General features: G+C 38.6%; 24 protein-coding genes and 2 tRNA genes. 14 read left to right on the forward strand and 12 right to left on the reverse strand.

All coding sequences use genetic code 11. The features are described 5' to 3' along the window. Window positions 1-237 precede the first annotated feature (237 nt). From BMW86_RS21395 to BMW86_RS21415, 5 genes are all read right to left on the reverse strand, one after another. On the reverse strand, window positions 238-1,035 hold the full coding sequence (locus BMW86_RS21395; RefSeq protein WP_089783990.1) for a hypothetical protein: 798 nt from the start codon (window positions 1,033-1,035) through the stop codon (window positions 238-240). A gap of 271 nt (window positions 1,036-1,306) precedes the next feature. Further along, entirely contained in the window at window positions 1,307-1,540 is a 234-nt protein-coding gene (locus tag BMW86_RS32590; RefSeq protein ID WP_143056651.1) for a hypothetical protein, read from the reverse strand. Between the two features lie 120 nt (window positions 1,541-1,660). Further along, window positions 1,661-1,733 (reverse strand) — tRNA-Gly (locus BMW86_RS21405). Between the two features lie 25 nt (window positions 1,734-1,758). Then, window positions 1,759-2,538 carry a (Fe-S)-binding protein gene (locus tag BMW86_RS21410; protein WP_089783992.1) on the reverse strand — a complete coding sequence of 260 codons (780 nt, stop codon included), beginning with the start codon at window positions 2,536-2,538 and terminating at the stop codon, window positions 1,759-1,761. Window positions 2,539-2,550: 12 nt separating this feature from the next. Further along, the gene (locus tag BMW86_RS21415) at window positions 2,551-3,825 is read right to left on the reverse strand and encodes a 4Fe-4S dicluster domain-containing protein (RefSeq protein WP_089783993.1); all 1,275 of its coding nucleotides are present in this window, start codon (window positions 3,823-3,825) and stop codon (window positions 2,551-2,553) included. A gap of 79 nt (window positions 3,826-3,904) precedes the next feature. On the opposite strand from BMW86_RS21415, the gene BMW86_RS21420 reads away from it, so the two are divergent. After that, window positions 3,905-4,402, forward strand: coding sequence for a phosphoribosyltransferase family protein (locus BMW86_RS21420; RefSeq protein WP_089783994.1), 498 nt, complete (start codon window positions 3,905-3,907; stop codon window positions 4,400-4,402). On the opposite strand, the gene BMW86_RS21425 is transcribed toward BMW86_RS21420, so the two are convergent. The 3 genes from BMW86_RS21425 to BMW86_RS21435 all read right to left on the reverse strand — a co-directional run bounded on the left by BMW86_RS21425 (window position 4,399) and on the right by BMW86_RS21435 (window position 7,640). Then, a complete protein-coding gene (locus BMW86_RS21425; RefSeq protein WP_177189349.1) occupies window positions 4,399-5,214 on the reverse strand; it encodes a DUF2279 domain-containing protein in 816 nt (271 codons plus the stop codon). The two genes, BMW86_RS21420 and BMW86_RS21425, sit on opposite strands and share 4 nt — an antisense overlap. Before the next feature lie 118 nt (window positions 5,215-5,332). Next, window positions 5,333-5,869 carry a hypothetical protein gene (locus BMW86_RS21430; protein WP_089783996.1) on the reverse strand — a complete coding sequence of 179 codons (537 nt, stop codon included), beginning with the start codon at window positions 5,867-5,869 and terminating at the stop codon, window positions 5,333-5,335. Between the two features lie 46 nt (window positions 5,870-5,915). Next, on the reverse strand, window positions 5,916-7,640 hold the full coding sequence (locus tag BMW86_RS21435; RefSeq protein ID WP_089783997.1) for a phospho-sugar mutase: 1,725 nt from the start codon (window positions 7,638-7,640) through the stop codon (window positions 5,916-5,918). A gap of 155 nt (window positions 7,641-7,795) precedes the next feature. On the opposite strand from BMW86_RS21435, the gene BMW86_RS21440 reads away from it, so the two are divergent. Continuing rightward, a complete protein-coding gene (locus tag BMW86_RS21440; RefSeq protein ID WP_089785727.1) occupies window positions 7,796-8,452 on the forward strand; it encodes a protein-L-isoaspartate(D-aspartate) O-methyltransferase in 657 nt (218 codons plus the stop codon). On the opposite strand, the gene BMW86_RS21445 is transcribed toward BMW86_RS21440, so the two are convergent. Then, window positions 8,447-10,864: a TonB-dependent receptor gene (locus BMW86_RS21445; protein WP_089783998.1), complete on the reverse strand. Its 2,418-nt coding sequence runs from the start codon at window positions 10,862-10,864 to the stop codon at window positions 8,447-8,449. The genes BMW86_RS21440 and BMW86_RS21445 overlap by 6 nt on opposite strands. Window positions 10,865-10,927: 63 nt before the next feature. Further along, window positions 10,928-11,365 (reverse strand): DUF445 domain-containing protein, encoded by a 438-nt coding sequence (locus tag BMW86_RS21450; protein WP_089783999.1) that lies wholly within the window; start codon window positions 11,363-11,365, stop codon window positions 10,928-10,930. 90 nt (window positions 11,366-11,455) lie between these two features. Here BMW86_RS21450 and BMW86_RS21455 point away from each other — a divergent pair. The 9 genes from BMW86_RS21455 (at window position 11,456) to BMW86_RS21495 (ending at window position 19,066) form a co-directional block, all read left to right on the forward strand. Further along, window positions 11,456-11,529, forward strand: a tRNA-His gene (locus tag BMW86_RS21455). Between the two features lie 158 nt (window positions 11,530-11,687). Then, window positions 11,688-12,893 carry a site-specific integrase gene (locus BMW86_RS21460; protein ID WP_089784000.1) on the forward strand — a complete coding sequence of 402 codons (1,206 nt, stop codon included), beginning with the start codon at window positions 11,688-11,690 and terminating at the stop codon, window positions 12,891-12,893. A gap of 36 nt (window positions 12,894-12,929) precedes the next feature. Further along, entirely contained in the window at window positions 12,930-13,112 is a 183-nt protein-coding gene (locus tag BMW86_RS21465) for a hypothetical protein (protein WP_143056652.1), read from the forward strand. Window positions 13,113-13,172: 60 nt separating this feature from the next. Beyond that, window positions 13,173-13,925: a hypothetical protein gene (locus BMW86_RS21470; protein ID WP_143056653.1), complete on the forward strand. Its 753-nt coding sequence runs from the start codon at window positions 13,173-13,175 to the stop codon at window positions 13,923-13,925. A 199-nt stretch (window positions 13,926-14,124) separates the two neighbouring features. Then, window positions 14,125-14,793: a hypothetical protein gene (locus BMW86_RS21475; protein WP_089784003.1), complete on the forward strand. Its 669-nt coding sequence runs from the start codon at window positions 14,125-14,127 to the stop codon at window positions 14,791-14,793. An 80-nt stretch (window positions 14,794-14,873) separates the two neighbouring features. Next, complete coding sequence (locus BMW86_RS21480; RefSeq protein ID WP_089784004.1) at window positions 14,874-15,866, forward strand: AAA family ATPase; 993 nt, start codon at window positions 14,874-14,876, stop codon at window positions 15,864-15,866. 436 nt (window positions 15,867-16,302) lie between these two features. Further along, entirely contained in the window at window positions 16,303-16,746 is a 444-nt protein-coding gene (locus tag BMW86_RS21485; protein ID WP_089784005.1) for a group I intron-associated PD-(D/E)XK endonuclease, read from the forward strand. A 229-nt stretch (window positions 16,747-16,975) separates the two neighbouring features. Then, complete coding sequence (locus BMW86_RS21490) at window positions 16,976-17,722, forward strand: hypothetical protein (protein WP_089784006.1); 747 nt, start codon at window positions 16,976-16,978, stop codon at window positions 17,720-17,722. Between the two features lie 216 nt (window positions 17,723-17,938). Further along, on the forward strand, window positions 17,939-19,066 hold the full coding sequence (locus BMW86_RS21495; RefSeq protein WP_089784007.1) for a DUF3800 domain-containing protein: 1,128 nt from the start codon (window positions 17,939-17,941) through the stop codon (window positions 19,064-19,066). Window positions 19,067-19,523: 457 nt separating this feature from the next. Here BMW86_RS21495 and BMW86_RS21505 read toward each other — a convergent pair whose 3' ends face one another. Next, on the reverse strand, window positions 19,524-20,963 hold the full coding sequence (locus tag BMW86_RS21505) for an AAA family ATPase (RefSeq protein ID WP_089784009.1): 1,440 nt from the start codon (window positions 20,961-20,963) through the stop codon (window positions 19,524-19,526). A gap of 280 nt (window positions 20,964-21,243) precedes the next feature. Beyond that, complete coding sequence (locus BMW86_RS21510) at window positions 21,244-21,732, reverse strand: helix-turn-helix domain-containing protein (RefSeq protein ID WP_089784010.1); 489 nt, start codon at window positions 21,730-21,732, stop codon at window positions 21,244-21,246. A 105-nt stretch (window positions 21,733-21,837) separates the two neighbouring features. Between BMW86_RS21510 and BMW86_RS21515 the strand changes: the two genes are divergently transcribed. From BMW86_RS21515 to BMW86_RS21525, 3 genes are all read left to right on the forward strand, one after another. Then, window positions 21,838-22,677 carry a CPBP family intramembrane glutamic endopeptidase gene (locus BMW86_RS21515; RefSeq protein WP_177189350.1) on the forward strand — a complete coding sequence of 280 codons (840 nt, stop codon included), beginning with the start codon at window positions 21,838-21,840 and terminating at the stop codon, window positions 22,675-22,677. 454 nt (window positions 22,678-23,131) lie between these two features. Beyond that, the gene (locus BMW86_RS21520; protein ID WP_089784012.1) at window positions 23,132-23,617 is read left to right on the forward strand and encodes a hypothetical protein; all 486 of its coding nucleotides are present in this window, start codon (window positions 23,132-23,134) and stop codon (window positions 23,615-23,617) included. Window positions 23,618-23,715: 98 nt separating this feature from the next. Further along, window positions 23,716-24,585: a hypothetical protein gene (locus BMW86_RS21525; protein ID WP_089784013.1), complete on the forward strand. Its 870-nt coding sequence runs from the start codon at window positions 23,716-23,718 to the stop codon at window positions 24,583-24,585. Window positions 24,586-24,599 lie beyond the last annotated feature (14 nt).

A 24,599-nucleotide genomic window follows, 5' to 3' on the forward strand; every position in this document is an offset into this window, starting at 1 on the left:
ACATGATTTAGCGTGGGTAGTGACTCAGTTCTCATATTATGAGAGAGTAGATTGGCAGATGTTGTTGATCGATAAATACACTGCATCTGACTGTTTAGTTCTCTGATTTAGCTTTGGAATATGGGTTCAGGATTTGTTTTTGAATTTAACTTCACCTAATATTCACGTCAGATAAGGTGTATTTATCGATCAACAACATCTGGCGCGAAGATTATGTAATCAAACTAAGGCACTACCTTAACGTGCGTATGCAGCAAGTGCTGTTAACTCTGCTGCGACGTTATGTTCCCAAAGAGCTTGAGGCTCCGGATTCAGCCCATGATTGGTTTGTTCATCATATAAGTCTTGCCTTTCCTTGTATAAGGTATGCATCTTCAGGAAGGCTGCTTCGGTGTTTTGTGCATTAAGATGAGCTTCCGCCAGTTCTTTCCGTAATTTCCTGGCGTATATTTCACATAAGTCGAAATGCAGTTGTTCATGTACCAGTAGAGCTGGTTTTTTTTGTGTTGGTCTGGCACTGCTTTGATAACAGATAAATTCATTTGTTACTATTACATTGGCGCCTGGATCTACCCGTAAACCAAGTCTGCAGGAAGTTGTAGCTGCTATGTTTGTATCCCGGTTTGGCTTAGGTGTTCCTTTAAAATCATCCCATGTAAGTTTACGGGTACTGCTCCATTCAAACTTTGTTTCGTATGATTTTACATTATCGACTTTATATATTTTCGCAGTAATCCTGTCACAGTTATTTTTATAATCCGGTTTTTTATACTCAATTATTTTTACAAGGTTAGCTCCTTTTGATCTTGCTATTTGTTTGAGTTTGTCAATTGCTTCATCGTATGTGCAGGCTCCGTTGTCAAAGGAATTTATTGTCCCTATCTCATCTCTGAAATGAAAACGATCTCCCTGATCAAGTACTAATATGAAAGCGCTGTCCGCAAGTGGCGGCCTGTTGGTTGTAATCCCTGATTGTAATTTAGGAGAACAGGAATAAAGACAGATAACTACGAACGCATAAAGGAATTGTTTCATCTTTGGTAACGACTGATTGCGTAACGAAGATAGGGGCATTCGGGGTGGAAGGAGTGTGGGAAGGCTTTTTTAACAGATTTTTACGTACTTTAAGTTATTCTTTTATTCAATATCTTAAGTAAAGTAATAAGTGAAGCGCTTACGAAGGAAAATAGTTAGAGTTCTTAAATACCTGAACAGGCCGCGATTTATAATGCCTGTTCTTATAATCGCTTATGGTGTAGCATTTGTTAGAGGTGATAAAGCACGAGTGAGGCTTATGACACACCATTCAATAACGGACGGTATTTTCAATGACTTTACTACTGGCGGTAGGTCCGGTAGCCTTGTTCATTATTCGTTTGAGATAAATGGGAAGACATATACTGCTACCGATATATGTAATGGTGTTAAGAGCAATAAGGGTTACTTCCTTACGGAACATCATTTCCCGGTTGTTTACCAGATTGGCGATACTGATAATAATGAAATGCTGATAACTCCTGACGATTTTAAAGCATTTCATATAGAATTTCCGGATAGTTTATCCTGGGTGAAGACGTATCTTAATTATTATTAAAACAGGCCAAAAATGGAAAATCCTTTAAAATGTATACTAATAAACATTTTAAAGGATTCATTTCTGAGCGGGAAACGGGACTCGGACCCGCGACCTTTAGTTTGGGAAACTAATGCTCTACCAACTGAGCTATTCCCGCTTATATACCAGTAAATGTAAGAAAGTTATTCGATTTGTTGCGCAATCAGCTCTGCGATATCCAGCACTTTCACACTGTCTTCTTTGCCTTGTTCTTTTACACCATCCGTAAGCATTGTCATGCAGAAAGGGCAGTTGGATGCTATTACGGAAGCACCTGTTTCTACCGCTTCGCGGCCACGTTCGAAGTTAATACGCGTACTACCTTTTTCCTCTTCTTTGAACATTTGCGCACCACCTGCACCACAGCATAAACCATTGCTTTTGCAACGCTTCATCTCTACTAATTCAGCGTCGAGGGCTTCGAGGACTTTACGGGGCGCTTCATAAATATTGTTAGCACGGCCCAGGTAACAGGAATCATGATAAGTGATCTTCTTACCTTTAAAAGATCCTTCTTCTTTCATTTTTATTTTACCTGCATCTATGAGTTGTTGCAGATAAGTAGCATGATGGATCACTTCATAATTACCGCCTAACTCAGGGTATTCATTACGAAGTGTATTGAAGCAATGAGGGCAGGCGGTCACTATTTTCTTTACGTTGTAGTTATTCAACACCATGATGTTGTTCTGCGCCATCATCTGAAAGATGAACTCATTACCCGCTCTGCGGGCAGGATCGCCGGTACAGCTTTCTTCCTTGCCGAGAATAGCAAAGCGTACACCTACCTTATCCAGTATTGTAACAAATGCTTTTGTGATCTTTTGTGCACGTTGATCAAAACTACCGGCACATCCCACCCAAAAAAGAATTTCAGGAGATTCACCACCGGCGGCATATTCGGCCATCGTTTTTATTTGCATGTTCGTATCAGTTTAGGAATTCATTTCAATAGCCCATTTATCCCTGTCATCCGGACTGAATTTCCAGGGGGCCATGTTATTTTCAATATTGCTGAACATCATATTCCACTCCTGCGGAGCACTCGATTCTTCCATCACCAGATGACGACGCAGTTGCAAAATAATATGCAGCGGATTGATGCTCACCGGACATTCCTGTACACAAGCGTTACAGGACGTGCAGGCACGGAGTTCTTCTTCGCTGATATAATCGCGCAGCAATGATTTACCATCTTCTTTGTTAGCTAATAACCCCAGTTCCTCAGCACGGTCACGGGTGTCCATCATGATCTTACGGGGAGAGAGTTTCTTACCGGTAATATTAGCCGGACAGGCAGCCGTACAACGGCCACACTCTGTACAACTGTACGCGTCCAGTAAGTTCTTCCAGGTAAGGTCATTCACGTCTTTAGCGCCGAATTTAGGCATTACATCAGAAGCCGGTTCGCTGCCAGCGAGTTCCGGCTGCAGCATCAGTTGTACTTCTTTTTGTACAGCAGGCATGTTCTCCATTTTGCCTTTAGGAAGCAGGTCACTGTAATAAGCATTCGGGAATGCCAGTATAATATGCAGATGCTTGGAATAAGGCAGATAATTTAGGAAAGCAAGGATACCCAGGATATGCAGCCACCAGCAGCTACGCTCTATAGCTATCAAAGTAGTATCTGAAAGACCGCTTAAAATACCCGTGAATTGCCCGGAGATCCAAAAAGGACTATGCGCCTGATCTGCCGTATTCATCGTAAGGAACAGCAGCATCAGCACTATCTCTGTAATGAGGATGTAGTTGGCATCGGAACGTGGCCATCCGTCCAGCTCATGCTGGTTCAGACGTTTCACTTTAATGATATTCCTGCGGATAAGGAATACCGCACAGCCTAAAATCACCAGGACTGCCAGGATTTCAAAACAGCCTATTAATACAGGGTATAAGCCTCCTAATATGGGGGCAAAGAGGCGGTGTTTACCAAGGATACCATCCAGGATGATCTCCAGGATTTCGAGGTTGATAATGATAAAGCCCGCATATACGAAGAAGTGCAGCACGGCTACCAGTGGCTTGCGGAACATCTTTTTCTGCCCGAAAGCCAGCAGTAATACGTTCTTCCAGCGTAGGGCCGGTTCATCATTTAGCTGTACATCACGCCCCAGCAGTATGTTCCGCCTGATCTGTCCCGCTTTCCGGGAGAAAAGGTATACTGCCAGTCCGAAGGCTATTACAAACAGAAGCTCCTGAATAATATGCATACACCAGATTTGACTTTGTAATTTACAGCAATCTAAGTAAAAAACATTTTCCATACTTTTACCCTTTCAAATAATCAATATGGAAACAAAGAATGTGATCCTCACGCAGGATGTGATAGAGAAGAAGATAGAGCGTATTGCTTACGAAATATATGAACACAACAGCGATGAACAGGAGATCATCCTGGCCGGTATATGGGACAGAGGCTCTATCCTTGCCCAGAAAATAGCCCGTATCCTGCAACGGATCTCTCCTTTGAAAATCAAACTGATAGAGCTGAAACTGGATAAATCACATCCGGATACAGTGGAAGTATCTGAAAAACTGGATTTCAATGGTAAAGTGATCGTGTTAATAGATGATGTGGCCCATTCCGGCCGTACTATGCTGTATGCACTCAAACCTTTACTGGAATTCCTTCCCAAGAAGATCCAGAGCGCGGTACTGGTAGACCGTAAACATAAATCTTTCCCTTTATCTGTTGATTTCGTGGGTTATTCACTGTCCACTATGCAACAGGATATGGTAATGGTAGATGTGGAAGGAGAGGAGATCAAATCAGCTTACCTGATTTAAAAATAGATAAAATGACCTTTTAGCCTGCCCTGGGAGGTTAACTCAAGGGCAGGAGCAGGGAATTTAAGCATGTTCAGTACCTGGAACAACGCTTTCACCCCTTTTCTACGTGTAGGTATCTTCGTGAAATCTATATCCGGAGACAAGTAAAACTGGCGGTTACGCTGGATAAAGCTGTAATTATGCCGGATGCCATTATCATCTTCCCAGCTATTATTATCTCCCTTTAACATCCCTTCCGCTCCATACCCCACTGCCATATTCAGCCAGGCAGGAACATCCGCACCAAAAGAATGCAGGTTAACGGACAGCCAGTACGTTTGCGCATTATAATCTTTCAGAGTTCTTTCCGGCAGGCTCTTCCCGAATAATTCGGTAGCGCGTGCCTTCACCGCCGGGTCCCGGTAATGAATAGGAAATGAGGAGAACTTTACCTGGATTCGTTGTTCATCCCAGGCCAGTTCCTGGCTGATCATCAGGCCGGCACCAAAGGCATTAGCCGTCATATCTCCCCATGAAAATCCCCATTCAGATGAATAAGCGTCCAGTACTTCTATGACCGACTGATAAGTAAATCCACTTAATCCCCCTATCCAGATCTGTTGTTTTCTGGGAAGTCCGGTATAACGCCATAACTCGCGACTTAATTTCCCTTCCATATAAGCGCTGTATACATGCCCCATTTTATCCATCTGCAGCCATTCCCCGTCGTCATTGAAGAAATGGAAGCCAGCCCGGGGATATTGCCTGTACCAGGCATCATTCAATGCTGCTAAAGAACTGCCATATAAGCCAACAGTAACGCTGCTCATGAGAAGAATTCTGGGTTTTATAAGGGTATCCTGCGCCTGGCAGGGCAACAGGTACAATATGAATAAGCAGGTTTTGGCCAGGTATCTCATGTAATGGGTGTATCGGAATAAAGTTAGCTTAATCCTTTAAAGTGTACGACATTCCTATGCCCATAGCATCCGTATTATTGAATTTCACTTTGTGAATACCGGAATTCTTAGGTATCCTCACCAGGAAAGCTACTCTTGGAGGAGCATAAACGAGTTCTTCCTTTCTTTTTACTTTAAAGGGGATATCAAGGACACAATTTATTATCCTGGAGCTGTCCATTTGCAGGTATAATGCTACATCCTGAAATACAGGGTTTCCTCCGTGATCCAATATAGCAACCTTATTATCCAGTAATATTGCGCCTATTACACAGTTCGTAAAGTTGATGGTAGCGCTATCTGTCGCGGGTTCAAAAACTTTATCAAATTCCTCTTTATTGTTGAACATATAAAAGTCAATGACGGTAGACAGGCTCACTTCCTGGCGGATTTTATATCCCTTTACTGTATCGAGCGTATAATAATGACTGGAGGAGTCTTTACATACAAAAGAATCTTTAGTTTGCCGATGTGGATTGCAGGCAAGTAAAACAAATACTAAGCACAGGTAAGAAAAAGGATGCATAGGAGATAAGAAAAATCCCGGTACTTATATGTACCGGGATGATGTATTATTTCAACTTCATATCTTTTATAATCTGCTGGATCTTCTGATCAAGCGCCAGGGTAGCTGCATCAAAGCCGGCAGCGTTTTCCAACTGCTGATTTACACTGAAATAGAACTTGATCTTAGGCTCCGTACCGGAAGGACGGGCAGAGATCTTGGTACCATCTTCCAGTATAAACTGCAATACGTTAGACTTAGGCAGATCAATAGGTTGTTCATCACCTGTTTTCAGTGATTTCACCTTTTGCAGCTGATAATCGTAAATCGTTACTACCGGAGAGCCATTGATAGTGGTAGGGGGATTTTCCCTGTAACCACGCATCATATCTGCAATCTCGTCTGCGCCTTTCATACCTTTTTTGGTAATGGAGATCAGGCTTTCTTTATAGTAACCGTATTTTACGTAGATATCAATTAACTGTTCGTATAATGATCTTCCCTGGCTCAATGCATAAGCAGCCATCTCGCAAATGAGCGCTACAGATGCAATCGCATCTTTATCACGCACATTATCACCTATCATATAACCGTAAGACTCTTCACCACCGCAGATAAACTGTTCTTTTCCTTCTTTTTTATGGATCAGGTCTGCGATCCATTTAAAGCCGGTCAGTACGTTATAACATTTTACATTATTACGGGCAGCGAATACATCGATCAGGTCTGAAGTAACGACGGTTTTACATACGTAGTCGGTATCTCCTGCCAGTCCTTTGTTACGACGGCCTTCGATAATATAATTGAATAACAGTACGGCTGTCTGGTTACCGTTCAGTAATGTCCATTCACCTTTAATATCTTTCACTGCGATGCCTACACGGTCGGAATCCGGATCGGTTCCCAGTAAGATAGCAGCATCGAGTTCTTTGGCCTTTTTAAGACCAATGCTCATTGCTTCTGATTCTTCCGGGTTAGGATATACGACGGTGGGGAAATTGCCATCCGGGGTAGCCTGTTCTTCTACCACGTGTACGTTGGTGAAGCCATAGCGTTTCAGGATTTCGGGTACCAGGGTGATACCTGTACCATGAATAGGCGTGTATACTATTTTAAGATCGTGCTGAGCTTTGATCACATCCGGTTGGATGCTCAGGTTCTGGAGAACCTTCAGGTAAGCCTCATCCACTTCTTTTTCGATAGGGATGATATTAGCTTCTCCGCCACTCCATTTCACTTCATCCACTGCGGAAATCTTCTCCACTTCGAGGATTACGTTCTTATCATGAGGGGGGATGAGCTGAGCGCCATCATTCCAGTAGGCTTTATAACCGTTGTATTCTTTAGGATTATGGGAGGCTGTCAGTACGATACCGCCCTGGCAGTGCAGGTGACGGATGGCGAAAGACAGTTCCGGGGTAGGGCGGAGGTGTTCGAAAAGGTATACTTTGATACCATTTGCGCCCATTACATTAGCCGCTACTTCGGCAAAGAAGCGACTGTTATTACGGCTGTCGTGTGCGATAGCGATACTCACCTGGCCTGTAAATGCCTGTTTCAGGTAGTTGGCGAATCCCTGGGTAGCCATACCCACCGTGTATTTGTTCATACGGTTGGTACCTACGCCCATTACGCCTCTTAAGCCACCGGTGCCAAATTCGAGGTTACGGTAAAAGGCGTCTGCCAGTTCATCGGGGTTATCCTTTTGCAGTTTCTCTATTGCTGCTTTAGTATCTGTATCAAACTGGCCGTTCAGCCATTGTGATACCTTGTTTTCTATATTCTTGTCCATAGAACGATTTTCTAATCAGGTGTCTAAAATATGCTAAAATATGGATTTAATGAAAAGCCCGGCAGAGAAGCCAGCAATTATTAAACCAAGATGTTGATAAATAGAAGTATTCCACACATTATTGAAAATGGGGTGTAATGGTTAATTTTGTGCTTATGAGGCTTTACGAAGATTCCTATAAGCAAAAAGGATTGCGCAGACAACTAGTAGAAACTATCCGGCAAAAAGGAATTACTGATGAAAATGTATTAACGGCTATCGGCAACATTCCCAGGCATTATTTTCTGGACACGGCATTTGAAGGCATTGCCTATGAAGACAGGGCCTTCCCGATAGGAGAAGGGCAGACGATATCCCAGCCCTATACTGTTGCTTATCAATCACAACTGCTTGAACTTAAACCTTATGAAAAGGTACTGGAGATAGGTACGGGTAGTGCTTACCAGGCATGTGTATTGGGTGAACTGAAGGTCAATTTATTTACTATTGAAAGGCAGAAAAAGCTGTTCGACAAGGTGAAACAGTTTCCATTTAAGGCTAAATATTCTACCATCAAATTCTTTTACGGAGATGGTTATGAGGGGCTTCCTACCTATGCGCCCTTCGACAAAGTACTGGTAACGGCTGCTGCTCCGCAGATCCCTGAAAAGCTCCTTCAGCAGATGAAGGTAGGTGGTAAGATGGTGATCCCTGTAGGCGGACAGGACGTACAGCGTATGCTTCGGATCACTAAAATGAGTGATACGGAGTTTGACCAGGAGATGTTCGACAATTTTTCTTTTGTGCCTATGTTAGCGGGGAAAAGCTCATAAAGAGTTATCAACCGGCCTTCTTTCTTCGGCTGGTTCCTCCACTTCTTCAGGTTTCTTCTTCTTTTTGAACAAGTTAGGGTCCATTTTCCCAAAGCGGTAACGGATATTGATCCTGATAAAACGGGTAGTCCTTTTACGGGAGTAGTCTTGAATAAAAGACGCTGTTTCGTAATGGGTGCTGAACTTTTGTGTGTTCAGGACGTCTGAGATATTGAGGGAGATGGCCATGGCATTGTTCTTGAGCAACTCCTTACGGAAGCCGAGGTCTATGCCGTTCATGGCTTTGAAACTTCCCTGGGGTGTTACCCTGGGGGCACGGTAATGCCCGTTCATCTGCACATTGAATTTATGTGGCAGGCGTACAGTGCTGTTCATGGTGATACCATAGGAGAAATTCTCATTATTGATATTGCCGCCTGTAAGTTTGCTGTATTCCAGGTTGAGGTTGGTGGAGACATTCCAGCCTTCCACAATATGGAGATTGTATGTGAAATTAGCACCCCAGTCTTTGTCTGTTGCCAGGTTCATAGGTTTGGTGGTAGTAACGCCTGTAGTAGTGTCCAGTGTGCTGATACGGGATATATCATCGTTTGCCTGGGAATAATAAACACCGGTATTCAGATAATCTTTGGAACGCGGGAAATACCGGGAGTAGTTCATCTCATATTTCTGGGTAAGAGATGGCTTCAGGTCCGGATTACCTGTGCGGATATTCTGTGGATCAGAGTTGTTGGTATAAGGCAGTAACTGGTCAAAGCCGGGCCTGTCTACACGGGTAGAGAAGTTGAATATCAGGCTTTGATCTTCGTTATGGGGAAGGTTATATTTAAAGAATACGCTGGGGAAGACGTTAAAGAAATTATTCTTCACGGCAGAATTCTTTGTGTAGGAAAAGCCGTTCAGTACAGCCTGTTCCGCTCTTACACCCACCTGGTATCCCAGATTGCCAATGGCATTGGAAAAGTTAGCATATCCTCCATAAACATCTTCTTTGTAGTAATAGGTATTGGAGAGGTCGTTACTCTTTTCAAATGTTTGTGTGGTATCGTTGAATACCTGTGCGTTATAGTCGTTATTATTATTTCTTAAAGTAGCTTTAGCTCCTGCTTCAAACTTCCCTTTTTTCCCTACCGGTGTGGTATAATCCGACTGAATATTCCAGAATTTATTTTGAGAGATGGTTTTGTTTACCTGTAGTTCCGGAAAGGGTTCGGTGCTGTATTTTGTATTATAATTGCTGTTATTATTGCTTTTGTTATCGCTATAACTCACGTAAGCAGTCAATTCTTCATTGGGTCTGTCAGTGGTATGGCGGAAGTTGAAACTGGTGTTATTATTAGGATTATTATAATCACTTCCATTATTCCGCTGACCGGATTTTAATGAAACCTTCTGTTGATCCTGGTAATCCAGAAAAATCTGATCTGCGCTGTTTCCGAGGCTGCTGGTGAGTCCTTCTGTGAGGGTGAAGGTATTATAATCATCCAGGTAAAAATCGAGTCCTAAACGGCCTCCATTGGAATGATTGCTATTTTTATTATGACTATCCTGGGAAAAGAAAGAAGTATTGGAAGTATCTGCAATAAGGTTTTGGCGATAGCTGTACCCGCTACCGGCCTGACTTTCATACCTGCCATTATAATTCCCGAAGAAATTAAATCTTTTTATACGCAGGCTGGCATTGGCGGAGCCATTTAATTGCCCTCTGGTGGCCACGCCGGCGTTGAACATTACATTATAACCGATTGCTTTATCTTTTTTTAGAACGATATTGATGATACCACCGCCGCCTTGTGCTTCATATTTGGCAGAAGGGTTGTTGATGACTTCTACCCGGTCTATTGTTTCTGCGGGAATCATCTGGAGGGCGGTTTTAGCGTCTCCGAAAGGGGAGGGTTTACCATCTACGTAGATGGTCACGCTTTTGCCTCGCAGGGTGATGTTATCGTCGATATCTACGTCTACGCTGGGAATGTTTTTAAGCACGTCTGTGCCGGTACCACCGTCTGCGGTGAGGATGGCGCCGGCATCATATACTTCCCGGTCTATTTGCATGGAAAAGGCTGGTTTCTCGGATTTCACCTCTACGGTGGCGAGGACTTTGCCGGCCGGTTGTAATTTCAGTATTAAAGGTTTACCGGAACTAATTGGTCTTTCCAGTTTATTATAGCCCATGTAGGTAATGCGGAGTATGTATTTGCCTTGATTCGTGGTGAATGAGAAGCTGCCGTCTGGTTGAGTGTACATGCCTGTGACTACTGTGGAGTCTTCTTTCAGTAATACCACGGAAGCGTATTCTACCGGTTTGCCGGTAGTAGCGTCCATAGCTTTCCCCGAGAGTTTAACTGTTTGAGCCACAGAGACATAGTACAGACTAAGGAGTGCTGATACCAGTAACAGACATTTCCGCATAAAGGGTTTAATTATTGAGACCTGTCATAAAAGTATCACTCCATATTGTAAAGAAATGCTATTTCATGATGAATGGTGTGACAGGAGTATGAACAGCAGTCCTAACAGAAAACCTAATGCAGCACCTGCTATGGGGAAGAGTTTTTTCAATTTCACCGGTATCAGGCTTTCTGCGTCTATATTCTGTAAATACTGATTAATGATCACCGGGAACATGCTATCCAGTTCTTTCATCAGTACATTTTTCACTTGTTGGGTGGTGCTTTCTCCGATGAACATTTTGAATACGGGCATAGCTTCCGGGAGCTTTTCTTTGAGGAAGATGTCCATATGGGTTTCCACTACTGGTAATATGCTTTGGATATTTTCCGGAGAGGTGAGCTTGCTGCGGATCTGTTCATTTATCAGTTGTTTCCTGTTACGAAACAGGAATTTGATGGTTAACCAGTTTGCGAACCAACCAATGAAAGCGGCGATAAATGGTATTAAATATGGATTCATTATAGCATTGTTAAAAAACTAAGCAAAGAAATGTGAAAAAATTTGGAAATTGAAAATGAATTTATTTATCTTTGCACTCCCAAACAAACGGTGGTCGTAGCTCAGTTGGTTAGAGCATCAGATTGTGGTTCTGAGGGTCGAGGGTTCGAAACCCTTCGATCACCCTGGTTTAAGAAAGGTAACTGTAAAAGGTTACCTTTTTTTATGCCTACTAGTGAAGGTTTCAGGGGAATGGTCTATGTTTTTAGTTTTTATCAATGAATCCTTTAAAATTTATGAAATAGCCTGAATGTGACCCTATAACTTCAATTTGGGCTACAAAATGGGCTACACCAAAAAAGGAAAGAAAGGAGAGATTAGCATATCTAACCATAGAGGGAGGATTATGTTGAGATGGAGGTATAATGGTGAAAGATATCCATTAAGCCTACCTTATGATTACTGTCCAGAAAATATGCACCATGCTACATTAAAGGTTGCTGAGATCAATTTGGACATAATGAAGGGATGTTTTGATACTTCCCTTGAAAAATATAAGCCTGAGAAACCCAAACCTGCTATTTTACTTCCTTTAGAGGAAGAAATATCACCCCCTACAGTAATCTACCTTAATAGCTTGACCAGTAAATTTAATGACTGGACTAAGCAGATTAGAAACATGAACATTGATCTTTCTGTAGATTATCTTGGTATTCGCAAGATGTTGGAAAGATGGGTAAATGTTCCATTGGAGGATGTAGCTGCTAAAATGGCTACTGAAAAATTGGGTGCTACAACATATAATAGAAGGCTTAGTTTTCTCTGTAGCTTTTTTTCATGGTTGCTGAGTTCAGGAGTAATTACTATAAATCCACTGTTACATGTCAGCAAAAGGAGGCATAGTAAAAAAAAGAAGTCTGACAGAAGAAAGCCACTAACTGAGGATGAAATATTTATTTTTCTGGAAGCAATAAGAAAGAATACATTTTGCCATAAGTCATCCCCCTTTAAACATTCTCATTATTATCCTTTCCTCAAATTTATTTTTCATACAGGAGTTAGAAATGCAGAGTCCATTGGGTTAAAGGTCAAACATATTGACTTTACTCTTGGCCAAATTGAAATTTCAGAAGCATTTGCCAGAACACCAAAAGGTACTAATCATGCAGCCAGGATAAGTAAAGGAACAAAGATTGGAAATATCAGGTATTTGCCTTTGACAGATGATCTATCTACTATGTTGTTACCACTTGTGCAGAATAGAGAGCCTGATAGCTTTGTTTTCCTTTCTCCTAAAGGAATGTCCATTGATGATAGGATGCTGCAAAAAAGAATCCTAAAACCAATACTGATAAAATTAAGTATTGGGAACAGAGATTTATATGCAGGAAGACACAGCTTTGGTACTCGTGCAGTACAACAAGGAATGACAATTACTGATGTAGCCTATCTTATGGGACACAGTACAGTGGAAACTACCATCAGAAATTATGTAAGTACTGCCAAACCTGCTGTTAGCCTGCCTACAATTAATAAAAAAAGCAATTAATTCTTATTGCTCATTTTCAATTATTTAATCAATGAAATGAATAGTATAAGCCTGATTTTCAGTGCTATAGTACTATTGGCTATAAGTTGGGTATTAGGTAGTGTTACTGTTGATAAGGTTGTTCCTTACAATAGACCTGATCTGAAAGAGAATCCAATGGTTATATTGCTGATAGGTACTATGGTACTGGCTGTGTTATGTTTATTCTGCAAAATTTAGTTGCAAATCAAACTTTTAGTATTTTAGGTGCAGGTACATAATAATCCTGCACCTAATTTTATGGAACAGCACCCTTTGCAATACTTCAAGGATTTAATATTTAGAAACAGAATTCCAAATGAAAGGCTGAAATTTCTAATGACTGCTGATTTTTCACCAGTAGTAAAAAGGGATTTTCAGAATGATCTTATAGAATATGCAGTGACTAATGCTCTTGAAGAAGATGGTGCTTTAAAAGTTGAAATAGTAACTTTTGCTGGTCAATTAGAAATTAAGATTAATGATGAGATGTTTAATGTAATTGATCAAATAGATAATGTGATATTATTATTTGATGATGAAAAGAAGCAGGTATTATACCTCAAAACTCTATTTAAAACCCTCAATTCCCTGATACTGTATGCTGAAAAACTAGAGCATATCAATAAGTACATTTTCATCGCCAATGCATTAAAAGATTTGAAAGCAGAGTTGGCAGACAAATACAGTGTTCAGGATGATACAATTGCACAAAAGAATATAAATCTCCCTTCATCCCCTCAATCCTCTCATAAACTTCAATGGATGGGTAAATCCAAAGTATTAATCAGTCTGTTCTATGATCTATATTCCAATGTTGAAAATGGTGGTGAGCCTTTAATAAAAGCTACCAAAGAACAGGTAAAAAATTTCCTTTTAAATAATTTCCTTGAGAAAGATGGACAACCTCTGAGTGCATCATCAATAGATACAATTTTAACCCCTAGCAAAGAAGATAAAAGAGCCTTGAAAGATGATAGAATAGACACTTCTAAACTGAAAGATAAAAAATAAAACCCTTTACTATATTGAGTTTCATTAATTAATTAGTCCTGACAGTACCTGTTCAGGACTAAAGGACTTATGCCTATTTAGCACCTTTGTATCGAACAAAACAACGAACTATGATGCAAAGGATAATTAGACCACCTCCTGTAAAAAGGAATTAGACCAAGGGAAACAAATAATTGAGTATAACAGCAAAAAAAACAAAATGAAAATAACTGAAACTTTTACAGGTGTATATGCGGTGGAAGCTAACTTTAAATTTAACAATACCCCCAAGGGTAATAGTGTAACAACTATTTTGACTAAAAGAATCTTGTTTCTAAAGGTTGAGTCAGCAGCTGATATGGTAGCCAAACTGAATTTAATCTTTGATAGTATTTCAACTTCCTATTTTTCTGTTTCAATCAATGTAAGCAAAGGTGAATTTATGCTTGGAAATTCGAAAGCCCAGGAAAAACAGGTTTATGGAGAAGAGGCTGATAATTATATCGAATTATTGAAAGATGAAAGGGAAGAGGAGATTTTATCATTATTGGAAGAAGATTTCATACTTGATGAATATCTGAATAAAATTTATTGGAACGACAAATATTTCAATGATATCAGGTCATTTAGTGATATTTTGAATAGAATAATAGTTAATCTAAACAATAATTATAGCAACATACCTGCATATAATAAAAGTTTCTTATCAACATTCATAAACAAGGATAATCAAACAATAAAAAGATTAATGATAGAAGTATTTGATTACTATTATTGGGAAATTCTTAGTCGTAATTCCTTTACCCTTGTGAAAATGAAAGAAATAGAAAGGAATATACAGTTTCCAATATATCCATGGATAGAATCAACAAGTAGAAGAACTACTTAAAATTAAAGCATTAGAAGCCTATGGAAACAGGCTTCTAATATCTATCCAATTAAAATACATTAATCTAAAAATATCGAAAAATGTCTAATACAGAAAAGTTACAAAAAGATCCAGCTACAAATAGTGTGGACAATTATAAAGGAGCATATACTGCTAAAGAATTATTTCAATTGAACATACAAGAAGTTCCTTTCTTAGTAGAAAATTTAATTCCCCAGTCTGGGCTATGTTGTTTGACAGGAAGTAGTGATTGTAACAAAAGTACGCTGTTGAGGCAGTTGTCTTTTGAAATTGCGATGGGATTGGAAACATTTCTGGGATTTAAAATGAATCCCAAATACAAACGAGTAGTTTATATTTCTACAGAAGATGATTTTAAGTCAATTGCAGCACTTATAAGAAAACAATATCCTGATGGAATGCCAGATGAAATATTTGATAGAATATATTTCATATTTAATACAGAAAAACATATTCAAGAATTGAAAGAATATTTTTCTAAAAACAGAGTAGATGCTGTCATTATTGATACATGGACTGATTTATATGGTGGGGATCTCAATCAGTCCAATAAAGTAAGGGCTAGTTTTGATATATACAGTCAATTGGCGAATATTTATGGATGTGCATTCATATTTATTCATCATAAAGGTAAGAGAACAGAGGATAAATCTCCATCAAAAAATAACTTATTAGGTTCACAGGGCATAGAAGCAAAAATGAGGACCTTAATAGAATTAAGAAGAGAGGCAGGAAACAGACGATTGTTAACTGTTGTAAAAGGTAATTATACATCAGATGATATTAAGGGGAAATCTTTCCTATTGGAGTTGAATAATTCAATGAGATTACAACGAGTACAAGTTGCAACTAATGAAATATTGAGCTTTGAAAATGTTAAGACTGAAAAGGACGAGATGAAAAAAATATCTGCTAAACTGAGGGGTGATGGTCTATCATTTGAAAAGGTTCATAAACATTTACAGGAGAAGTATGGGACAAATGCACCAGGTCTTACAACATTGAAAAATTGGACTAAAGATCAGTCAGACAGTCAATCTCCTAGTAAATAGTTGACTGACTGAATATTTCTTAGTTATGAGGTAATACAAAATATTACCTCTATAACTATTTGTATAAGTTTTCATGACTTTTTTTAATTTTTAGTATTTATAATACAGTCAGTCAGAGATTATATAAGGAATTGACTGACTGACCAATTGCTATTAATATTTAAAATGCTATAAGTCCCTGTAGGCATGCCTTTGACTTATACAATCCTAATACATAGGGTTGTAGTGAAAGGATGTAAAAGTCCCAAGAAAAATTGGACATTAAATCTTAGGGACTTATACAACCTTTAATACATAGAATTGTATAGAAAAGTGCTAGAAGTCATAGAGGGTAACCATAAATCAGTTTTTAAAGATTTTTACAACCTTTACCTGAAATAATTGTATTAGTAGTGATAAAAGTTTGAAACAGATTATTTGAATAAAATATTTCGAGATGGCATTAGAAAAAAACCAAACAGGTATTGCGTGTGAATATTATGTAGCAGCAGAATTATCCAGATTAGGATACGATGTAACTGTTACATTTGGTAACACCAAATCTATTGACTTGCTTGTACATAAAGATGACAATGTATATGCTGTTCAAGTAAAAGGTATTCAACAAACAAAGTCTATCTGTTGGAATTTGAATAAAACGAAATTCAGAGGTAAGAATTTAATACTTGTTTTGGTGAATCTACATGTTGATGATGTCAATGCTAAACCAGAGTTTTTTGTATTGAGGCAATCAGATGCATTAGAACAGTTTATTAATACACCAAAAGAAGGTGAAAATAGAACCTACTTAGATTATAAAAGATTGAAGGCAAAGAATATCTACCAGAACAGATGGGATATATTTAATAAAGTGGAAAATTCTGCCTTGCAGGATTCATAGGGAAAACAGTTATGCAGAAAATATATGAGGGTGAACTGACTATTTGCGAAATGGTATTGAAAAGAGCTAAAAGTCCAAAGGGAAAACAGGCATTCAATCTTAAGGACTTTTATATTCTTAATAAAGTGCATTGGAAAATATCAAATAAATTACTCATTAACTTTTTATTAACCAATTTATAATAACAAAGGTTCTAACTAGCAGACTTATAATATTATTGCATTGCCATATGAATGCTTTTACAATTAATCGTATGACTTGGATATTTATAGTTTCGATTGCAACTGCTATTTTGGCTATTGCATCTGGATATTTGCAGTACAAGGATAAACTTGACAGCACAGCAAAATCCCTAAAGAAAGAAGAAGAATTGAATAATGTTTATAAACAACTGCAAAACAAGTCTGATGAAATAATTGGATCTACTAAACAAATTTTACAATTAAATGAAAAGCTCATTAATGCTAATGAAGAAATTATAAAACTACAATCAAAATTAGAAGGAACATATAGTGGAGGAAATAGCTTTCCTGAGTTAAAAATTATACCCTTAGATAATGAAAAAGGGCAAATGCTATTAATTCATCATGGGGGATTTCCATTGTTTGACATTTCGATGCATGCTGTTGACCTTGACATTCATAACCAAATAGTAACCCAAAGAGGTAGTAACCAATTCAAGATGGATGAATTGTCCCTGTTTTCTGTCGATTTACAATTTAATAATTTACAAATTGCTAATCAATTAGCTATTGGTACATTTTTATCAGATTATTCATCTGATAAAAAGTCATTTAATATTTTCTACAGTGCTAGAAATGGGTTATTTATTCAAGCTCTCAGATTATTTAAGAAAAATAATAATTGGCATTCTGCCACAATGATTTATAACAGAGAGTATAAGGAGATATATAGAAATATTAGTAAAGACTTTCCTATGGATTTATTTGACTGGAATGTAAAAGAAAAGAATTAGACATATTGCTATCTTAGGGAATGTATAATAGAGATAGCACAGTGATTGTCTATTAGTATTGTAAAAGTTCCTGAGAAAAATTGGTTACCTCTGGAACTTATATATAGGGATAGCTAGAAGTTGCTATTTTGTCTATAAGGTGGATATAAAGCATTCGCAATTACTAACAGCGAACTTACATTCGAAATTATTAATTTGATAGATAACCTAGAATAAATGAAATTATATATTGATGAAAGTGGTAATACTGGACAAGTTATTATTGAAGAGGACATTAAAAGATTTAAAGAGCAGCCTGTATTTGCATTGGGGGGATTATTGTTGGAGAATGAAGAAAAGGAGAATTTATTGATTAAATTTATTGGCAGAATAAAAGCTAAATACCAAATACAAGCCCCAGAATTAAAATCAAAAAGTATATATGAAAGTAAGCCTGGTGTTATAAAAGAGTTTTTTAAAGAATTTAAGAAACTAGATATCCCATTCTTTCTGGAAATTATGGATAAGCAGTATTATTTATCAATACAATTGGTTAATACCTTTTTCTTACACTCAATTTACTTTTCATTAACGAATGATGCATTTAATCAATTAAGAAACTTGATAGCAGATTATGTAGATCAAAATCTACCAGAAAGTTACTATGTCGATTTTTGCAGAATTTGTTTGACCCCATCAAAAGAAGGATTTGAACAGCTATTTACAGATTTATGCGAATATTTTGATTATCCTGACAATGAGGTAGAGGAATTATGCTTGGACTATTTGTTAGGCACAAAAAAAGAGTATGATGACAGTATTGAACTTGATTCGTTTGTTAATTACTTACCTTTGCCAGACCTAGATAAAAAAGGGAGGATTACATCTATCTTACCACATACTCATGCTTTTAGTTATCTTATCGCTAGATGTGAGAAATATAGAGTTGACAATGGGTTGCCCTCTTTTGTAATAGTACATGATGAACAAAAGTACTTCGATGAAATCCTTAAGATAACATTGGATACTATGAAGAAAACACAGATAGATAAAATGTTTATGGATTCTTTAATTTCAGATAAAGCCATATTTAAAGTGTCTGATTTATCGATTGTTAATTTTGAAAATTCAAAAAGCTCTACAATTATTCAGATAGCAGATGTAATTACAGGATTTATTATGCGAGCTTGGCAAGATTTTAAATCAAAAGACTTTAAAAGCCTTGACAGATATAAGGATATTCTAAAGGATCTCATCTTTAATGATACTTTGCATGTGGCTTGTGGTGTTAACTTTGTTGTTTCACAAAATGACTGGAAATTGTTCTTGAAATATTTAGATGATCCACAATATTATTTGTTATAATGGGGATTATTTTGATAGCTATATAAGTTTATTAAGTGGGTATAGAAAAAGTTTAATAAATATATATGCGAGGCCCCTCTAAATTTTATAGCTAAAGCTCTTACAATATTTTTTATAATCATCACTTTTTTTTACTCTCCAAAAATATCCCTTTGCTATCCAATACAAAAAAATACATGCCAAAAGTTGTAAATGCCCACAGGAAGTATTCTTCGAAGTCGGTAGACTGTCTGATAAATATCTGTCTATACAACCAATACCATGCATAAACATTAAAAGCGACAACGTAAATTCTTCTCGTCCATAAAACAATAACGATCATAACTCTTTTGTATTCATCTGCAAAGTTCTTATTCATAATCAACGGTTTTTCGAATTAAGTATTTAATAGGTTTGCACCTGTTTAGACACTTAAATTATTTAACAATTTCATCAGATAGTATTTAAGAATTAAATACTACCAGGAATCTTTAAATAAAGCCTCCATAGTTACCTCTTTCTGTATAAGGTTAATGTAATTGTCGTTCTTTTTTGCACCATAAGTGGTTATAAGGGTAAGAAAAAGCATTTTACGGGTTTTGGTTCTCTCACGGAAAACAGTTTCTTTTTGTTTTAATACTGTAGCGTAGTTTTTGTCTATAATAAATTCTGAAAGAGAGAATTTAATCTCACATAGATTGATACAATTGTCTTTTCTGTCAAAGAGAAGATCTATTTGTGCGCCTTTCTCCTTCTTTTTGGACGAATAACGCCATGGAGATACTTCTGTATAAACATCAGCTATTCCTATTTCTTTTTTAATCTGCTGGGAGTGTTTAAGACATATACTTTCGAATGCAAGGCCACTCCAACTTTTCCATGATGCGCTTTCCGATAGCCTTAGCCAGGTACCTGCTCCTTGCGATTTACTATTTTCTATGAATTTTATGTAAAAAAGTGAATATTCATCCGTAAGCTTATATATGCTATCTCTGATAGTTTTATCAAAAGGTACGTAGGGTGTTATAAATCCTGATTCCGACAATTCATCTAACAATTGTGTAGTTCCCCCTCCGGATGTGAGCGAGCAGGCTTTAATTATTTCATTCCTTGTCAGTCCGCCGGATTTAGCTGCCAATGCCCTGATCACTTCCATATGATATATGGCTGCTTCAAATAATGAATGAAAAAGTATTTTGAATTCATTATGTAACAAACCGCTCTTTTTAAAACATGTTCTATCTAATACCTGTGCTGCGCTTTCTCCCGTATTCACTTCTTTAAGATATAAAGGAATACCACCCATTGCCATGTAAAGCTGCAGCAATTGATATTGATCCAGTTTTATTTTTCTGCTTTTCAGATAGGCCGCTGTTTCGCTAAGGTTAAAAGGTAACAGGCGGATTCTTTTTGTAACCCTGTTATGAAGTCCTCCCCGGTTGTTGATTACTTTCTGAATCATCCATGAAGCAGCAGATCCGCAGATTACTACGACCAGATTTTTTTGTCGGGAGGCCCACATATTCCAGAAATATTCAAATGCCTGCATAAACCCTGATCTTGGTGTTTGTATCCAAGGGAATTCATCAAAGAATAAAACCCGCTTTTGCTTTTTTATAAGAGGTCCTATATACTTTTCCAGCATGTTAAAAGCTTGCCTCCAGTTAACTGGGGGCTCTACAGGTAAACTTTTCATAGAGAGTGTAAGCGCCTGTGCGAAATTAGCCAGTTGGTCGCTCAGAGTCGCATTATGGATGCCCGAAAATTCAAAAATTATCTGTGTCTCAAAAAAGTTCCTGATTAGAAAAGTTTTCCCTATTCTTCGACGACCATATATGGCCACTAATTCAGCCTCATTAGATTCCAAGGCCCTCTGTAGTATTACTTTTTCTTCTTCTCTTCCTATAAGTTGTTCCATCTGGATATAATTTATATTTCGCCACAACTAGGTAAAAATAACCACTTGTGGCAGAATATAAAAATTTATATTTCGCCATAACTACTATAAAATAATGACTTATGGCAGGGTATAGTAATTTTTAATAGGACGGACTGCCTGACTTTCCGTCGGTGAGCTTATTTATACGGCAGGAAAATTCAAAGAAAACCGGATCGTCTTAAAGTATATTGCTTATGCCAGCATTTAAGAGAAAAATGAGTATATAATTGCTCTCTTGGGATTAACGATACCTGGAATTTTATTTCCACAACATCAACAACGTTATCATATATGCACCTGCGATTCCCATCCATAATAGCAGGCATTCAAAAGGCGTTTCCGGGAATTTGGCAGATTGAGCAATAAAGGCAGCTGTACCTAAAATTAATAAAACACCTATTCCTATTGAAAGAATGATCCTTCGGGGTTTGTTTAACACCTTCGGGGGAAAGGAAGAAGAATTTACCTGCTGGGAAGGCTCAATATTTACCGGAGGTATTTCGGGCTCCTTTGTAATCTCTTGTACAGGTGTACGAGATTCTTGTTGAGTGAGCTTGCTCAAAACTCCTAATTGCGTGGCAAGCACACGGATGGTATAAGACCGGGGTAAAACCTCTTCATTTTCGATCCGTTGTATGGATCTGAGACTGATACCCGTCAATTCAGATAATTCCTGCTGTGTATATCCCTGAATTACCCGACCTTCTTTAATCAGGCAGGCAATATCTTTTTTAGTTAATTGATACATAGTTGATTAAGCATGGTGGTCAACGTCATTCTTACGTCATATGTATTTGACGTAAATGAATGTCTTTCTAAGATAATAGTTTTGTCTGAACCAATGAAACTTAATATGGTAAAACTGTTAGCTAACTATCCAAAGGTTAAAGTACTGTTTCGTATAATCCTTTTCTGGATCGTTTTTGTAGGATTATTTATAACTGTTTCCACTTTATATTCCTTTTTTCCTGCCCTTAATTCCCGGGCACAGGGATTGAGGAATGGCATAACCGGCACCCTGATTGCTTTTTTTGTTACCTGGATCTTCCTGAAATTTGAAAAACGATCATTTAAGGAGTTTGGATTGTTCTGGGAACGGAATAGCTTTTTCAGATTCATTAAAGGGATCCTGTTAGGAACAGCCATTTTTGCAGTTATTTTTCTAAGCTTATTGCAATGGAGTCCTCTTCAGGTGCTGAAGAATAACAAAGGAGTTGACATATGGATGCTGGTTTCCTATTTATCTATTTACCCATTAGCTTTAATGGAAGAAATAGCATTCAGATCATATTCATTTTTAGTATTGAACAAAGTCTTCGGATTGTGGGTCTCACTGGTAATTTCCGCAGTTGCTTTTGCCTTATATCATGTAGCAGGTGGCTGGAATGTCTATACTGCATTTATGGGACCCTTTGTCTGGGCATTCGTTTTTGGATTGGCAGCAGTATGGTCTAAAGGGATCGCTGTTCCTACAGGGATACATGTTGCATTGAATTTTTCACAGGTTTTTGTAGGGATGAAGGGGAACTCGGCATCGATCTGGAAACTATCTTTTACAAAAGATGCTTCTAAAGAATTGATAGCCAGGACAGAGACTATTGGAGAGCTATTTCAATTACTTGTATTGGTAGTTGCTTTGATAGCAACCTGGTTCTTTATCCGCTGGCATCATCCTTCCTGTAATAAAGAATAATTATGGTTAAACTCATTAAGATCACAAACCCAAGCCGGCCCAGTAGTTCTGCTCTTACTTCGTAATCTTTTTCAATTACTACTTTATACCATCATGACCTGTAGGAATTTATCCGGCAGTCGCTGGCCGGCAGGTACCGGTGGCAAGTTTCTCGCGCTATATTGGTTGTACCCCAGGTAAGGTGGTAAAGGCCTGATCTTCAACTATTATTTATGGGTTCCTGATAGAATGCAACAAACTCGAAAGCATTTGAAACATGCGCGAAAGTGTTTTCCAGGTAGGCTATGTTTATTTGTGAAGCATTTCACCGGCATTAGAACCTGTGGTGCGATCAAATCAATTGCCCCCCATTCGGGATGTAATTGATGATCAGTCCCGGCTTTGATAACAATGTCGCTTACCAACGGCCGGCGGCAGCAAAGGTTTTATATTTCTATAAGCCAATAAATTAAAAATGAAAAAACAACACATTATCACATTGATACTAAGCTGCGTAATATTTGCCGGATGCAACTATAGTAAAGGCGTCAATAAAGACTTCCGCACCGGCTTATTTTACAGCTACAATGGTTTTCGCGTGCGGGATGTTTTATTAATTGACCCGGATAACAAACGAATGACCGATAATAAAGTACAATTGAATAGCCAGATAGCTATAGTAGCGCTTGACATAAGCAATTATGGGCTTAAAGATGGCAAGGTCTTCCCGGGGATGATGCTTTTGGTTACTGATAAAAAGGGTACACCGGTGCTTAACGCCGCCGACCTGTTTGATGGCGACCTTGGCCATCTGCCGGCTGATGCCAGCGAACTGCGCGGAGATATCACCATTGCACAACCAATGGTAGCCGGGGAAACCTACCACGTCAAAGTACGCATTTGGGACAAGGTTAAAACCGATAATGAGCTGACTGCCGAAGCTGACCTTGTTGTACAATAAGTTGTTATCGACAAAAAGAAAAACCTGGCCAATAAAAATAACAGGTGGCATAGCAATTCTATAACCAAAACCGATAAACGAAACACATTAAACTAATTATGAGCAAAGAAAAACTGCAGCAGTCGATCAGAATCGATGCTAACAAACATACTGGCCTAAGCGGTACACAGAAGATCTGCCTGTTTTATTTGAGGTCAGTGCCTTTCCTGGTCGCACTGCTGGGTTTCGGTGTTGGTCATGTGAATTGCTGGTGGTATCTGCCTGCCTGGTTAATCAATACTATGATGATGCTTGCCGCCATACGAAGTTTTCTGAAACGTCTGTCATCCCACAATCTGATGTTTACTTTTGCGGCTCTGTTACTCATTGCCCCCTGGGTTATTTTTCCCATTTTTGGCGGAATGGGTCGGCCGCCGCAGACCGTCCAGGGTTGGCTCAGCCTTGTCGGGGAACAGCATTCCCGGTACAACCTGCTAATATTAGGTGGAGTACTGGCATACCTCGGCACGGCGCTACTTTACAAATGGTTAACTGATGTAGGTAAATTGTTTGCGTCATTAGGCCTGGGGCTGATGACATTGGCCATACCACTTTTTATAATAAACATGGCCTATTGGGGGAGTTTTCTTTCCGAAGCGTTCCGGAATTTTAAAACAGCGTACCGCCCCGACTGGTACCTTGCGTTTCAGGAACTGTTCCTGCTAATCGACACAGTTCAGGTTTCGATGATTTATCTGGCCGCTGCAATGTTTGCTCTCGCACTGGGAAAGGCCGGCTATTTTAGGGTTCCAGCTGTACGGACCTATGTCACTGTGAGCCTGTGTGCAGCCCTTATTAATTTGATTCCCCCAGCCACTCCAGCACCTTTTTCTACCATTAGTTACCTGGTGGCAGTGCCGGCTTTTCCATTTATCATGTTTTACCTTATGGGTGTCAATCTGCTGCGAGTTGTTTCAGCGCATCCGTGAACCGGTTGTTTACT

Origin of the sequence: Chitinophaga sp. YR573, from assembly GCF_900110995.1 — a bacterium.
Classification (GTDB): Bacteria; Bacteroidota; Bacteroidia; order Chitinophagales; family Chitinophagaceae; genus Chitinophaga.